The 13,794-nt window shown below is 62.2% G+C and carries 14 protein-coding genes; 8 read left to right on the plus strand and 6 right to left on the minus strand.

The window, feature by feature from the left end; genetic code table 11:
- Window positions 1-15 precede the first annotated feature (15 nt).
- The 5 genes from LOKVESSMR4R_RS16840 to gloB all read right to left on the minus strand — a co-directional run bounded on the left by LOKVESSMR4R_RS16840 (window position 16) and on the right by gloB (window position 5,715).
- Window positions 16-1,083 (minus strand): bifunctional DNA primase/polymerase, encoded by a 1,068-nt coding sequence (locus LOKVESSMR4R_RS16840; protein ID WP_087211012.1) that lies wholly within the window; start codon window positions 1,081-1,083, stop codon window positions 16-18.
- The gene (locus LOKVESSMR4R_RS20310) at window positions 1,080-1,352 is read right to left on the minus strand and encodes a hypothetical protein (protein ID WP_157898259.1); all 273 of its coding nucleotides are present in this window, start codon (window positions 1,350-1,352) and stop codon (window positions 1,080-1,082) included. The genes LOKVESSMR4R_RS16840 and LOKVESSMR4R_RS20310 overlap by 4 nt, the downstream gene beginning before the upstream one ends.
- A gap of 318 nt (window positions 1,353-1,670) precedes the next feature.
- The gene (locus LOKVESSMR4R_RS16850) at window positions 1,671-2,015 is read right to left on the minus strand and encodes a hypothetical protein (RefSeq protein ID WP_157898260.1); all 345 of its coding nucleotides are present in this window, start codon (window positions 2,013-2,015) and stop codon (window positions 1,671-1,673) included.
- Window positions 2,016-2,419: 404 nt separating this feature from the next.
- Window positions 2,420-4,738 (minus strand): ATP-dependent Clp protease ATP-binding subunit ClpA, encoded by a 2,319-nt coding sequence (gene clpA, locus LOKVESSMR4R_RS16855; protein ID WP_087211024.1) that lies wholly within the window; start codon window positions 4,736-4,738, stop codon window positions 2,420-2,422.
- Window positions 4,739-4,914: 176 nt separating this feature from the next.
- Window positions 4,915-5,715: a hydroxyacylglutathione hydrolase gene (gene gloB / locus LOKVESSMR4R_RS16860; protein WP_087211027.1), complete on the minus strand. Its 801-nt coding sequence runs from the start codon at window positions 5,713-5,715 to the stop codon at window positions 4,915-4,917.
- Between the two features lie 61 nt (window positions 5,716-5,776).
- Between gloB and LOKVESSMR4R_RS16865 the strand changes: the two genes are divergently transcribed.
- From LOKVESSMR4R_RS16865 to LOKVESSMR4R_RS16875, 3 genes are read left to right on the plus strand one after another with little or no spacing between them, the layout of a single operon-like run.
- Window positions 5,777-6,541, plus strand: coding sequence for a class I SAM-dependent methyltransferase (locus LOKVESSMR4R_RS16865; RefSeq protein ID WP_087211030.1), 765 nt, complete (start codon window positions 5,777-5,779; stop codon window positions 6,539-6,541).
- A 43-nt stretch (window positions 6,542-6,584) separates the two neighbouring features.
- Window positions 6,585-7,685, plus strand: coding sequence for a THUMP domain-containing class I SAM-dependent RNA methyltransferase (locus LOKVESSMR4R_RS16870; RefSeq protein ID WP_087211035.1), 1,101 nt, complete (start codon window positions 6,585-6,587; stop codon window positions 7,683-7,685).
- A gap of 10 nt (window positions 7,686-7,695) precedes the next feature.
- A complete protein-coding gene (locus LOKVESSMR4R_RS16875) occupies window positions 7,696-8,595 on the plus strand; it encodes a dihydrodipicolinate synthase family protein (protein ID WP_087211038.1) in 900 nt (299 codons plus the stop codon).
- A 7-nt stretch (window positions 8,596-8,602) separates the two neighbouring features.
- Here LOKVESSMR4R_RS16875 and LOKVESSMR4R_RS16880 read toward each other — a convergent pair whose 3' ends face one another.
- Complete coding sequence (locus LOKVESSMR4R_RS16880) at window positions 8,603-9,928, minus strand: UDP-glucose dehydrogenase family protein (RefSeq protein ID WP_087211041.1); 1,326 nt, start codon at window positions 9,926-9,928, stop codon at window positions 8,603-8,605.
- Between the two features lie 174 nt (window positions 9,929-10,102).
- Between LOKVESSMR4R_RS16880 and LOKVESSMR4R_RS16885 the strand changes: the two genes are divergently transcribed.
- The 5 genes from LOKVESSMR4R_RS16885 to LOKVESSMR4R_RS16905 all read left to right on the plus strand — a co-directional run bounded on the left by LOKVESSMR4R_RS16885 (window position 10,103) and on the right by LOKVESSMR4R_RS16905 (window position 13,793).
- On the plus strand, window positions 10,103-11,302 hold the full coding sequence (locus tag LOKVESSMR4R_RS16885) for a YeeE/YedE family protein (RefSeq protein ID WP_087211044.1): 1,200 nt from the start codon (window positions 10,103-10,105) through the stop codon (window positions 11,300-11,302).
- 111 nt (window positions 11,303-11,413) lie between these two features.
- Window positions 11,414-11,710: a c-type cytochrome gene (locus LOKVESSMR4R_RS16890; protein ID WP_087211048.1), complete on the plus strand. Its 297-nt coding sequence runs from the start codon at window positions 11,414-11,416 to the stop codon at window positions 11,708-11,710.
- Between the two features lie 10 nt (window positions 11,711-11,720).
- Window positions 11,721-13,004, plus strand: a complete 1,284-nt coding sequence (locus LOKVESSMR4R_RS16895; protein ID WP_087211051.1) for an NAD(P)/FAD-dependent oxidoreductase — start codon at window positions 11,721-11,723, stop codon at window positions 13,002-13,004.
- 21 nt (window positions 13,005-13,025) lie between these two features.
- Complete coding sequence (locus LOKVESSMR4R_RS16900; RefSeq protein WP_087211054.1) at window positions 13,026-13,475, plus strand: thiosulfate oxidation carrier protein SoxY; 450 nt, start codon at window positions 13,026-13,028, stop codon at window positions 13,473-13,475.
- Window positions 13,476-13,487: 12 nt separating this feature from the next.
- On the plus strand, window positions 13,488-13,793 hold the full coding sequence (locus LOKVESSMR4R_RS16905) for a thiosulfate oxidation carrier complex protein SoxZ (protein ID WP_087211057.1): 306 nt from the start codon (window positions 13,488-13,490) through the stop codon (window positions 13,791-13,793).
- Window position 13,794 lies beyond the last annotated feature (1 nt).

A 13,794-nucleotide genomic window follows, 5' to 3' on the forward strand; every position in this document is an offset into this window, starting at 1 on the left:
TTGAAGGTCTTCATCTCAATGCCCCCCCGGTCTTTGGGTGGGGGGAGCGGGTGTATAGTGATTGTGCCCAGAAGTGGGCAGTCTATCGGATAGCCGATAAAGCCCCGCTTGACGCTTTTCTTTGCTAGGTGAACGCACCTCTTCGATCAGCTTTCGCTCGATAAGTACGTCACGTGCCATCGCGATCCTGCGTCGAGACCAAGGCGGCGATCCGGCCTCACTCATTGCACGCGGGGCGATGGCAAAATGTTGTCGATTGCCATGCCAGCGACGAAAAATCTGGTACAAGACGAAAGCCTCAGGTTGGTCTAGCAGTTGGTCCATCAAAACGTCCTCCAGAGAAAATTGTGGCTTCCGAAGGCCGAGGAAGTTTCGGCCTGTCGCCTCGTATCGCCAAGCGCTGCGCGCGCACTTCTCGAGTTCAGATAGGGGCAGCGGGTCGGGCATCGCGGTCGCCCATGTGACAACGTCGTCGAAAAGTTGCTCTACGTCATCGCAGTGCCGCGCCATCGCCATTGCGTAGCGCCATGCCGCGTTGTTCCGCATCCCGGGCAGGACGCCCTCGGCGGCGCGAGTAGGGCGCAGGTCGAAGGCGCCCTCTCGTATCGTCGGGAGGCCGTCCAAGTCCGCCAGCGATCCGTGCAGGAAGCGGTAGGCCGTCTCCAGATCGTCCCGCGCGCTTGGCGGGCAGATCGAGAAGCCTTCGCCCAAAACGTCGATTGGCCAATCGTTGAAGGGGCGGATGTGCCGCCCCTCCCGATTATGTGTGTACCAGAGTTTGTGCTTACGGCTGGCTGTCTGGATCACCACCGGCGTGTCGCCGAAATGGTCGAGGGCAGCCCCGACCCATGCCGTACCGACGGCATCGACGTCGATCTCGACGATGCCCGAGCGCTTGCCCATGAGCAGCCCGAGCCCGTCGGCCGCGCCCAACTCAGTTGATCGCGCCCATGCTCGACTGTGGCGCAGTGTGGTTTCCTGCCACCGCTTCACGCGCGGCTTCTTGGCCCGGGTATCGACCGGAAAGGTGGGCAGGCCAGCGTCGGCGTAGACCGGCGCGTGATGGCCGAAGATGGCGGTCATGACGAACCTCCCACCGCACGACGGCCAAGGCGGGCGCGGAACCTACGTTCGATCTCAACCTCAGCGGCGCAGGGCGGTTGATGTCGGGCTGCGGCTTCGTCCCGGTCAGTCAAGGGGAAGGCCGCCACACGGGCCTGTCGTGCCGTCAGGATGCCCATACGGATCAGGCGAGCAGTGCGTTCGGGTGTGCCAAGCCCCGGCGCACATCTGCCGTGCCGTCGCCACCAATCCGCGAGCCAGCCGAGGATCGCCTCATCGTTATCTGGCATCTTCCGGCTTCGCTGAGCGGCCTGTGTGGCCTGCTGGGCGGCGTCCCTCAGCATGGTGGAGGTGGGCCACCACGGCCCACCCCACGCGCGGCGAAGGGCGCGACGGGTGCCTTCGAGAATGGCGTCGAGCTCCTCAGGCGCAACGTCATTCGGGAGGGCGTCGTCCAGATCGGAGATAAGGTCCTCTGCCTCGGCCGTCCGAAGACGATCGGGCAAGTGCGTGCTCGGTCGGTAGCGGCGCAAGAGGCCGTCTGGACCTGCCATGAAGGTGCGGATCGCGGCCGCGCGATGGCAGGTTTGATTGTCCAAGGCCATGGATCAAGCGACCTCGTCGCCGACGATTGCGGCGAGTGTGTTGACGAAGAACCTCCACACATCCTCGGGTGCACCCCCAAGCTGGGCGACAACTGCGTCGAGGGTCGCGCCTGTCGCGTCGGAGATTGCGATCATTTCGTCAAGCCGCGCGTCGATTACGTTTTCAGTTGTTCCGAGGTGTACCGATGCGTTATCGTACGGTGTTCCTTCCACGGAGCTGTCGAGAGACATTTCAAGAGCGCTCGGGCCTGCACGCCCGGCGCTCTTTTCGTTTTCAGGCTGTCCAACGGGCCAACTTCTGGCTTCAAGGGGGTTCGGGCGGGCCTGAAAATTCTCTTTTAAGATCAATGGGGACTTTTGCCCGCACCGCTCGCACAAGTTATTGATTTTCTGATCTCGGGATGCCTCTCTCCTGGGCACCATTCTCCTTCAGGTTTTGTTGTCTGCTATGCGCGATAGGCATGTCGCGCTTGGCGTGGGCTGGTTTCCAGGCAAATGCTGCTTTCGCGCGGGCTGACCGGAACCAACTTTCCATATATTTAATGCAGAGATACCCATCGCGCGGTTGACCGGCACGGCGCTGGCCAAGGGCGATTCCAGCGGGGCAAAGTGCCGTCGGGATAACATGGCAGAGCCGCACATCCTGCACGACGTGGCAAAGATGGTTGCAAAAGCGCTGGCTCTGGCCAGATCGTCGGTGAAAACCGTAAAATACCCGGCCCCGCTGTGATCCGCGGGACCGGGTGGATGGATCACTCCGCCGTCAGCAGCGGTGGTTTGTTGCCGCCGGTGATGCGGCCTTGCTGCGGGGCTTCGAAGGTCAGGTCCAATTCGCCGTTCTTGACGCCAACCTTGACGATGCCGCCTTTCACCAAAGTGCCGAACAGCAATTCCTCGGCCAGAGGTTTCTTGATGTGTTCCTGGATCACACGCCCCAGCGGACGCGCGCCCATATTGGCATCATAGCCCTTGTCGGCCAGCCATTCAGCGGCAGCTTGCGTCAGTTCGATATGCACGTTGCGGTCGATCAGCTGGGCCTCGAGCTGGAGGACGAACTTTTCGACGACCTGCATGATCACATCTTTGGGCAAAGCGCCAAAGCTGATGATCGCATCCAGACGGTTGCGGAATTCCGGCGTGAAGATCCGTTCGATCGCGGCGGTGTCTTCGCCTGTCCGGGCCTCGCGGCCGAAACCCAGCGCATTCTTGGACATCTCGGCCGCGCCGGCATTCGATGTCATGATCAGAATCACATTGCGGAAATCCGTCGTGCGGCCATTGTGATCGGTCAGCTTGCCATGGTCCATGACCTGCAACAGGATGTTATAGACATCCGGATGCGCCTTTTCCATTTCATCCAGCAGCAACACGCAATGCGGGTTCTGGTCGACGCCATCGGTCAGCATACCGCCCTGATCAAACCCGACATACCCCGGAGGCGCGCCAATCAGCCGCGAAACCGCGTGCTTTTCCATATATTCGGACATGTCAAAGCGCAGCAATTCCACACCCAGCGTATCGGCCAGCTGTTTTGCGACCTCGGTCTTGCCCACACCGGTGGGGCCCGCGAACAGGTAATTGCCAATCGGCTTTTCGGGTTCGCGCAGACCGGCCCGCGCCAGTTTGATCGCAGAAGAGAGCGCCTCGATCGCCTTGTCCTGGCCGAACACCACGCGCTTGAGGGTCTTTTCAAGATCCTTCAGCACCTCTGCATCGTCCTTGGACACGTTTTTGGGCGGGATGCGGGCAATTTTCGCCACGACAGCCTCGATCTCTTTGGTGCCGATGGTCTTGCGCCGCTTGCTTTCGGCGACCAGATGCTGCGCGGCACCCGCCTCGTCGATCACGTCAATCGCCTTGTCGGGCAATTTGCGGTCATTGATATAGCGCGCCGACAATTCGACGGCGGTCTTGATCGCCTCAGAGGTGTATTTGATGTGGTGATGCTCTTCGAAATAGGGTTTCAGCCCCATCAGGATCTTGATCGAATCCGGCACCGAAGGTTCGTTCACGTCGATCTTCTGGAACCGGCGCGACAAGGCGCGGTCCTTTTCGAAATGCTGGCGGAATTCCTTGTAGGTCGTGGACCCCATGCAGCGCAGCTTGCCGCCCTGCAAGGCAGGTTTCAGCAGGTTGGACGCATCCATCGCCCCGCCCGATGTGGCGCCCGCGCCGATCACCGTGTGGATTTCGTCGATGAACAACACCGCATCCTTGTGGTTTTCCATTTCGGTCATCACGGCTTTCAGCCGTTCTTCGAAATCGCCGCGATACCGCGTGCCCGCCAGCAAGGCCCCCATATCCAGCGAATAGATCGTCGCACCGGCCAGGACATCGGGCACTTCTTTGTTGACGATCTTATAGGCCAGCCCTTCGGCAATCGCGGTCTTGCCCACGCCGGGATCGCCCACCAAAAGCGGGTTGTTCTTGCGGCGGCGGCACAGAACCTGGATGCAGCGTTCCACCTCATGCGCGCGGCCGATCAGCGGATCGACATCGCCCTTTTTCGACTTGGCGTTCAGATCAACGCAATATTTCGCCAGCGCGCTTTCTTTTTCGGGGTCGGCGCCGATGGTCTGTTCCGTTTCATCGGCCGCACCTGTGACAGGACGGGTTTCCCCGAAAGCGGGATCCTTGGCCACACCATGGGCGATGAAATTGACCGCGTCATAGCGGGTCATATCCTGTTCTTGCAGGAAATAGGCGGCATTGCTTTCGCGTTCGGCAAAGATCGCGACCAGCACATTCGCGCCGGTCACTTCGGACCGGCCAGAGGATTGCACATGGATTGCCGCGCGCTGGATCACGCGCTGGAAAGCCGCCGTTGGCACGGCTTCAGAGCCTTCGACATCGGTGACCAGCGTGGACAGGTCATCATCGATGAAATCTTCCAGATCCTTGCGCAGGTCATCCAGATCGACCGAACAGGCGCGCATCACGCGCGCGGCGTCCGGTTCGTCGATCAGGGCCAGCAGCAGGTGTTCCAGCGTGGCCAATTCGTGCTTGCGTTCGTTGGCCAGCGCCAGCGCACCGTGAATCGACTGCTCGAGTGTCGTTGAAAATGATGGCACGTCTGTGCTCCTTCACATCGGGGTCGGCCAGCATGCGCTGATCCCACCTTGGCCTCTAACTCTTAAAGTTTGGTTTTCTTTCCCAACCTTCAAGGACTTTTTTTATTCTGCGCTTCACAAATCGCGTGAAGATCGAAACAAGGCCCGGTTTTCGTCAAGCACCGGTCTGTTCGTGGTTAAAATCTGTCCTTGCTTGCGCGGATCTGCGCAAACACCTCTGCGTCGGGCTGGTTCTGCATGCCCAGATGGGCCCTCAGGCCCGCATCGTCGGCGCGCAGAAACGGATTGGTGCGCCGTTCTTCGTCAAGCCCGGATGGCACTGTCGGCTTGCCTGCCGCACGTGCCGTTTCAATCGCCCTAACCCGTAACCTAAGCTCTGCATTGTCGGGGTCAAGGGAGACCGCGAAGCGCGCGTTCGATTCCGTATATTCATGCCCCGAACAGACCGTGGTTTGCGCTGGCAGCGCCCGCAATTTCAGCAAGCTGTCCCACATCTGCGCAGCCGTGCCCTCGAACAACCGCCCGCAGCCCAGCGCCATCAGGCTGTCACCGGTAAAGACCAGCCCAGCATCCGGCCCAGCATCCGGCCCAGCATCCGGCATGTGAAAGGCGATATGCCCGATTGTATGCCCCGGCACGTCGATCACATGGGTGGTCTGCCCGCAGATCTGCAACATGTCGCCTTCTGCAACGGCCAGATCCAGCGGGGGCAGCCGGTGCGCATCTGCCGCGGCACCGATCACCCTTGCGTCGCCGCGCAGGCTTGCCAGCCCGCCGACATGGTCGTCGTGGTGATGCGTCAGCAGGATGTCAGTCAGCCGCCAGCCCCGCTGCGCAAGCGCGGCCTTGATCGGGGATGCCTCGGGCGCGTCGATCAGGGCGGTCTGCCCTGTTGCGGCATTGTGCAGCACAAAGGCATAATTGTCGCGCAGGCAGGCCACGGTGACCAGTTCGACGGGGGATGCGGTGTTTGTCATGGCAAACCGTCCTTTCCTTGATATTGTTCACAAAGTGTCATCCAAGGAGGTCTGAACCGCAATGCACCTTGATGTGCTGGACCTGCGAAATTTTTACTATCGCAGCGCGTTGGGCCGCGCGGCGCAACAGGTGATCCGTGACGAGCTTGTCACGCTCTGGCCCGAAGCGAAAGGGCAGGTTGTGGCGGGTTTCGGTTTCGCCGTCCCGTTATTGCGCCCCTATCTCAAGGATGCGCGCCGCGTGATCGGCTTGATGCCGGGGCCGCAAGGCGTGATGCCCTGGCCTCCCGAAGGCCGCAATGTCAGCGTTTTATGCGAAGACACGCTCTGGCCGATCGAGACGGGGCATATCGACAAGCTGGTCGTGATGCATGGGCTGGAAACATCAGAACACCCGACGGCGCTGCTGGATGAGATGTGGCGCGTGCTGGGCCCCGGCGGGCGGGCGGTCGTTGTGGTGCCCAATCGCGCGGGACTGTGGTCGCGGACCGACAAGACCCCCTTTGGCTTTGGCCGTCCTTATTCGCTGACGCAGCTGGATGCGCAATTGCGCAAACACAGGTTCGTCACCGAACGCACCTTGTCCACCCTGTTCCAGCCGCCATCACGCAGCCGGTTCTGGCGCAGATCGGCAGGCATGTTCGAACGGGTCGGCCACAAGATCCCGGTGATCGCGGCAGGCGGTGTGCTGATGGTCGAGGTCACAAAACAATCCGCCGCCCCGACACGGCCCGGCTTGAAAGAGGCCGTGCGCCGCCCGCTCAAGGCGCTGGAAGGCATCGCCGCACCGCAGCCGAAACCGGAATCGGCCCGCCTTGGGGGTTAGTTTGATATTTGCCTGTTCACCCCAAAGGCCCTAAGCGGGCAGGATGACACAGAGATTCGAGATCTTTCTGACCGCAACCCCCGGATTCGAACCCGCCCTGCTGGCCGAGGCGCAGGCCGCGGGCTTTGCCGGTGAGCTGACCCAAGGCGGTGTGACCATGACAGGCGGCTGGTCCGATGTCTGGCGCGCCAATCTGGTGCTGCGCGGTGCGACCCGCGTGCTGGTCCGGATCGGCAGTTTCATGGCGTTCCATCTGGCACAGCTGGACAAACGCGCGCATAAATTCCCCTGGGCAGAGGTGCTGCGCCCCGATGTGCCGGTCAGGGTCGAGGTCACGACCAACCGCAAATCCAAGATCTATCACGCCGGGGCCGCCACCCAGCGGATCGAGACCGCGTTAAAGGCGAACGGCTATCAGATCAGCGCCGAGGCGGCATTGGTCCTGAAATTGCGGATCGACGACAACCGCGTGACGATCAGCGTCGATACATCCGGCGAAAGCCTGCACAAACGCGGGCACAAGCAAGGCGTCGGCAAAGCCCCCATGCGCGAAACGCTGGCGTCGCTGTTCCTGCGCGACTGCGGCTATCAAGGGACGGAACCCGTGCTGGACCCGATGTGCGGCTCTGGCACATTTGTTATCGAGGCGGCGGAAATCGCGGCCGGGCTTTGCCCCGGGCGCAGCCGCAGCTTTGCCTTTGAACAGCTGGCCAGCTTTGATGCCGCCGCATGGGACGCGCTGCGCCAGCATCAGCCGACACCAACGGACCTGCGCTTTTACGGCAGCGACCGTGATGCGGGCGCGATCCGGATGAGCCGCGAAAACGCCGACCGCGCGGGTGTGGCGGGCCTGACCACATTCGACACTTTGCCCGTCGATGCGCTGACACGGCCCGATGGCCCGCCCGGTCTGGTGATCTGCAACCCGCCTTACGGCGACCGGATCGGCAATCCCAAACTGCTGTTCGGGCTTTATGCCAGGCTGGGGCAAAGGCTGAAGGCCGATTTCGCAGGTTGGCGCGTGGGCATCGTGACCAGCGACGCAGCCCTTGCCAATGCGACCGCACTGCCATTCAAACCCAAAGGCGCGCCCGTCCCGCATGGCGGGCTAAAGGTCTGGCTGTTCCAGACCGGACCACTTTAAGGATCGCATCATGACCCTGTTCCACGGCCTGTCCGCCTTTCCGATCACCCCCGCAACGCCGGATGGGACGATCCTCGCGGATGATCTTGCGCGGCTTTTGCTGCGGCTCAAGGCGGCAAAGGTCAATTCGGTCGGTCTTTTGGGCAGCACCGGCACCTATGCCTATCTGGACCGCAACGCGCGGCGGGACGCGGTCACTATCGCCGCTGAAACGCTGGCGGGCGAAATGCCCCTGATCGTCAGTGTGGGTGCCCTGCGCACCGATGCCGCCGTGGCGCTGGCGCAGGATGCGGCCAAGGCGGGTGCGGATGCTCTGCTGATGGCACCGGTATCCTATACGCCGCTGACGCAGGAAGAGGCCTATCAGCATTATCTGGCGGTCGCTGCGGCGACCGATCTGCCGCTGAGCATCTATAACAACCCCGGCACGACGCATTTCACCTTTGGCACCGACCTGCTGGTGCGGCTGGCCGCGATCCCGACAATCACCGCCATCAAGATGCCACTGCCTGCGCAAGGCAATGTCGCAGATGATTTCGCGGCACTGAAAACCCACCTGCCCGACGGTTTCATCATCGGCTATAGCGGCGATTGGGGCTGCGCCGAGGCGCTGCTGGCAGGCGCGCAGACATGGTACAGCGTTGTGGGTGGCATTCTGCCGGAACCGGCGCTGCGGCTGACGCAGGCGGCGCTCGCAGGGGACACGGTGCGCACGGCGGAACTGAATGCGCAATTCGCCCCGCTTTGGACGCTGTTTCGGGCGCATGGCAGCCTGCGCGTGGCCTATGCCATCGCGCATTTGCTGGGGTTGACGCAGGCCCTGCCGCCACGTCCGATCCTGCCGATGCCCGACAGCGCATGGCCCGATCTGCGCACCGCACTTGCCGCGCTGGGCGTCCAGCCAGACTGACAGCAGGTCAGGCCGGGGGCATCACGCTTTTGCGGCCAACGCCCGTGTAATAGGTGAACCCGGCCGCCAAGGCATCATCGCAATCATAGACATTGCGCAGGTCCGCCATCCGCGGCGAAGCCATGCTGCCTGACAGGCGGGCAAGGTCGAGCCTGCGGAAATCATCCCATTCAGTCAGGATCACCACCAGATCGGCACCCTGCACGGCCGCATAAGCATCATCATACCATGTGACACCGGGCAGCAATTCTTCGGCCTCGCGAAAACCTTGCGGGTCCACGACGCGCACATCGGCCCCTTGCCCCACCAGCGCCGGCACGATCGTCAGCGAGGGCGCATCGCGCATATCATCCGTGCCGGGCTTGAAGGTCAGACCCAGCACGGCAATCGTCTTTTTGCGCACATGGCCATCGCAAAGGTCGATGATCTTGTCGATCATGACGCGCTTGACCTCTTCATTGACCTTGATGACGGTTTCCACGATCTGCAAAGGGGCGGCATAATCCTGCCCGATCCGCGCCAGCGCGCGGGTATCCTTGGGAAAACAGGACCCGCCATAGCCCGGACCGGCCTGCAGAAACTTTGGTCCGATCCGCTGGTCAAACCCCATGCCATTGGCGACCGCGTTGACATCGGCATCGGTTCTTTCGCACAGCAACGCCATTTCATTGATGAAAGTCACCTTGGTCGCCAGAAAGGCATTGGCCGCGTATTTGACCATTTCGGCAGTTTCGAGATTGGCGACCAGCATCGGAAAGCCCCGGTCGGTCAACGGGCGATAGATCGCCTGCATGACCGCAGCGGCGCGGTCGGTCTGCACACCGACGACAATGCGGTCGGGATGCATGAAATCGTCAATCGCCGCACCTTCGCGCAGGAATTCGGGGTTCGAGACCACGTCGAAATCCAGCGCCGGATTCACCGTCTTGACCAGATCCGCCACCTTGCGGCTGGTGCCGACAGGCACGGTCGATTTGGTCACGATCACCACATGATCTGTCAGCACTGCGGCCAGTTCGCGCACAGCGGCAAAGACATAGCTAAGGTCGGCATGCCCGTCGCCGCGCCTGCTGGGCGTGCCGACGGCGATAAAAACGGCCTGCGCGCCGGTGATGGCCTGTTGCAGATCGCTGGTAAACGACAGGCGGCCCGCGGCCATATTGGCGGCCATCAAAGCGTCAAGCCCCGGCTCAAAGATCGGGATCTTGCCGTCGCGCAACAGCGCGAGCTTGGCTTCGTCCTTGTCGATGCAAACGATCTGATGCCCGAAATCGGCAAGACAGACCCCCGACACCAGCCCGACATAACCCGTCCCGATCATGGCTATCTTCATCGCTATCGCGCCTTTCGTGACGGTATCGCAGCAGTCCGGGTGTTTCTATTGCGCCTGAACGTGCAGGTCCAGCAATCAATGCACGCAAAGGTTGTTTTGCCAATTGGCTTGGCAGTTGCCGCATCATAGCCAAGCAAGTATGAACGGAACGTTGCAACACAAAGGCCCATCAAGATGCAGGACCGCGCCGGGACAGTTTCGATTTCGCTTGGCGCGCAGCGTCCGGTCCTGGGGCTGGCGCTAGGGGCACTGCTGATCGGGGCGATCTATCTGGGCCTGACCGGATCGGGGCGGCTGGCCGCGCTTTGGCTGGTGGGCGCGGGGCTGGGCTTTGCGCTATATCATGCGGCTTTTGGTTTCACGGGGGCCTATCGCGCCTGCATTCAGACCGGCCATAGCGGGGCCGTGCGGGCGCAAATGCTGATGCTGGCGGTTGCAATCTTGCTGTTCTTTCCGGCCCTTGCCGCCGGAACCGTCTTTGGCCAGCCGGTGCGGGGCTTCGTCTTTCCCGCAGGCTGGGAGGTCGTGATCGGCGCCTTTCTATTCGGCATCGGGATGCAATTGGGCGGCGGCTGCGCGTCCGGCACGCTCTATACCGCAGGCGGCGGCGATACGCGGTCGGTGGTGACGCTGGTGTTCTTCATCACCGGCATGACGCTGGGCGCATGGGATGTCGAACGCTGGGACTCTTTGCCCGCCCTGCCGCCGGTCTCGCTGCCGGATCAGCTGGGGCTAGGGCCTGCGCTTGTGCTGAACCTGGCCGTGCTGGGCTTGATCGCATGGCTGCTGGGGCAACGAGAACGGCGACGGACAGGGCAGATCGCCCCCCTGTTCCGCAGGCCGGGCGCAAGCTTTTTGTCAGGACCATGGCCGCTGGCCTGGGCGGCACTGGCGCTGGCGGTGCTGAATTTCGCAACCTTGCTGATCGCCGGGCGGCCTTGGGGAATTACGCAAGCTTTTGCCACCTGGGGCGCGCGCTTTGCCGAGGATATGGGCTGGGCCGACCCGGTTTTCTGGCCCTATTGGGAAGACCCGACGCGCGTTGATCTGTTGCACCGACCCCTGACGCAGGATGCGACGCATCTGATGAACATCGGCCTGGTGCTGGGCGCATTTCTGGCAGCGGGGCTTGCCCGACGCTTCGCCCCCAGCTGGCGGATCGGTCTGCGGCCGCTGCTGGCTGCGGTGATCGGCGGCTTGCTGCTGGGCTATGGCGCAAGGATGGCCTTTGGCTGCAATATCAGCGCGTTCTTTTCCGGTGTGGCATCAGGCAGCCTGCATGGTTGGGTCTGGATCGCAGCGGCGATTCCGGGCAATATCCTGGGTCTGTGGCTGCGGCCATTGTTTGCGCTGCAAGCCAAACCCGCCCCATGACCCGAGCCCCTAGCCCCAAGCAACTCGGGCAAGGCATGGCAAGAAAATTGCAATGAAAGACGACCGGCTTTATCCTGCAAGATATTGACCCGCAATCGGTGGAGCGCGCTTATGAAATTATTGAAAAAAATGACCTTTGTTTTCTGCGCGGGGATGCTGTCCGGCGGCGCCCTTGCCCAAGAAAACGCGCCGATGCTGGCGCAAAGCTGTGCAGGCTGCCATGGGCAGGCGGGCGAAGGTGCCGGGTCGATCGCTGCGATCGCAGGCTATGACCGCGCCTTGTTCATCGCGACCTGGGAAGAGTTCCGCAATAACGAACGGCCCGCCACGATCATGAACCGGATCGCTCCGGGCTATAGCGTGGACGAGGTCGCCATTCTCGCCGATTACTTTGCATCGCTCGAATAAGGAGCCAGCCATGACAACATTCACACGCCGCAGCTTTGGCGCCCTGATCGGCGCAAGCCTGGCCGCACCCAGCCTTGTTGGCGCGCAGACAGCAGGCAGGCTGGTCATCATCGGGGGCGGGTTTGGGGGCGCGACCGCCGCGCGGTTTGCCCGGATCAATTACCCCCAGGTCGAGGTGACGCTGATCGAACCCTGGCCCACATTCATCACCTGCCCCTATGGCAACCTGATCCTTGGCGGCAAACGCAGGCTGCCGCAGATCACCCATTCCTATGACGGGCTGCGCGCACGCGGCGTCAACGTGGTGCAGGACCGTGCCGCCGATATCGACCCTGTCGCCAAGACGGTCGCCCTCGAATCCGGCGCTGTGCTGGGATATGACAAGCTGATCGTATCGCCCGGCATCGGGTTTCGCTGGGACGCCATCGAAGGCTATGACGAGGCCGCAGCGCAGCTGTTCCCGCATGCCTGGATGGGCGGCGACGGGTCACAGATCAGCCTGCTGCGCCAACAGCTCGAAGCGATGCCCCAAGGCGGTGTGTTCGGGATCGCCATTCCGGGCAATCCGTTCCGTTGCCCGCCCGGCCCCTATGAGCGGATTTCGATGGTCGCGCATTACCTCAAGCAGAATAATCCGACCGCCAAGATCCTTGCCTTTGACGCCAAGGATGGGTTCTCCAAACAGGGTCTGTTCCAGGATGCCTGGGGCGAGCTTTACGGCGACATGATCGAATGGGTGCCGCTGAATGCGGATGGCCGGATCGTGCGCGTGGATGTCGAAAACAAGCTATTCATCAGCGATTTCGGCCAGGAACATCGCGTCGATGTCGGCAATGTCATCCCGCCGCAGCAGGCCGCATCCATCGTGCGCGACACCGGTCTTGCCAATGACACCGGCTGGGTGCCCGTCGATGCGCGCAGCTTCGAAACGGCGGCCGCCGCGGATGTGCATGTCATCGGTGATGCCAATATCGCCTCGCCTTTGCCGAAATCGGGCTATGTGGCCAATTCGACCGCCAAGGTCGCCGTGGCCGCAGCTTTGGCGGATATGACCGGCACGGCAGCCCCCAGCGATCCGGTCTATTTCAACACCTGCTATAGCCATGGCGGGGAAGATTACAGTTTCTCGGTGGTGGGCGTTTACCGCACCACCGACGACGGCTTTGTCGAGACGCCGGATTCGGGCGGCATTTCGCCCCGTGGGCCGCTGTCGGAACTGGCAGAGAACCGGCGGCTGGAATCCGGCTATGCCGATGCATGGTACGACAGCATCACGCGGGACATGTTCTCTTGATGCCACAAGAAAGGACGCTGCATGACGATTGAACGGCGGACGATCATCACGGGCGCGGCCTCTGCCGCGCTGGTGCTTGCCAGCGGGATGCCGCTGCGCGCGGATAACCACAACGACTGGCAGGGCTGGCGCGACCAGATCCTTGCCGGGCGCGCGGTCTCGGACGGGACCATCACGCTTGACCTGCCCGCTGTCGCGGAAAACGGCGCGCAGGTGCCGTTGACTGTCCGGCTCGACAGCCCGATGACGGCTGATGACCATGTCACCGCGATCCATATCATCGCCACCCGCAACCCTGCGCCGCAGATCGGCAGCTTCCGGCTGACGCCGCAGATGACCCGCGCCGAAGCGATGACCCGCATCCGCGTCGCCGAGGAACAAGAGATCCTTGTGCTGGCCGAAATCTCGGACGGGCGGGTGTTCCAGCAGACCGCCAGTATCATCGTATCCGTCGGCGGCTGCGCGACCTGAGGGAGAAAGACCATGCCTACACCCCGTGTCCGCCTGCCCCGTTCCGCCAGCGCAGGCGAAGAAATAGAGATCCGCACGCTGATCGACCATCCGATGATCACCGCCGTGTCATCATCGGACCCGCGCGACATGCTGGCGACATTCACCGCCACGATGAACGGGCAAACCGTGTTTTCCTATGATTTCGCCAATGGCAGTGCGGCCAATCCGACATTCACCTTTTATGTGCGCGCAGCGGCGCCGGGCGACTTTCGCTTCGTGTGGACGCATGAGGATGGGACCGAATATGTGGCCGAGGAAAGCCTGTCTCTGTCCTGAT

The sequence above is a fragment of the Yoonia vestfoldensis genome (genome assembly GCF_002158905.1).
Classification (GTDB): domain Bacteria; phylum Pseudomonadota; class Alphaproteobacteria; order Rhodobacterales; family Rhodobacteraceae; genus Yoonia; species Yoonia vestfoldensis_B.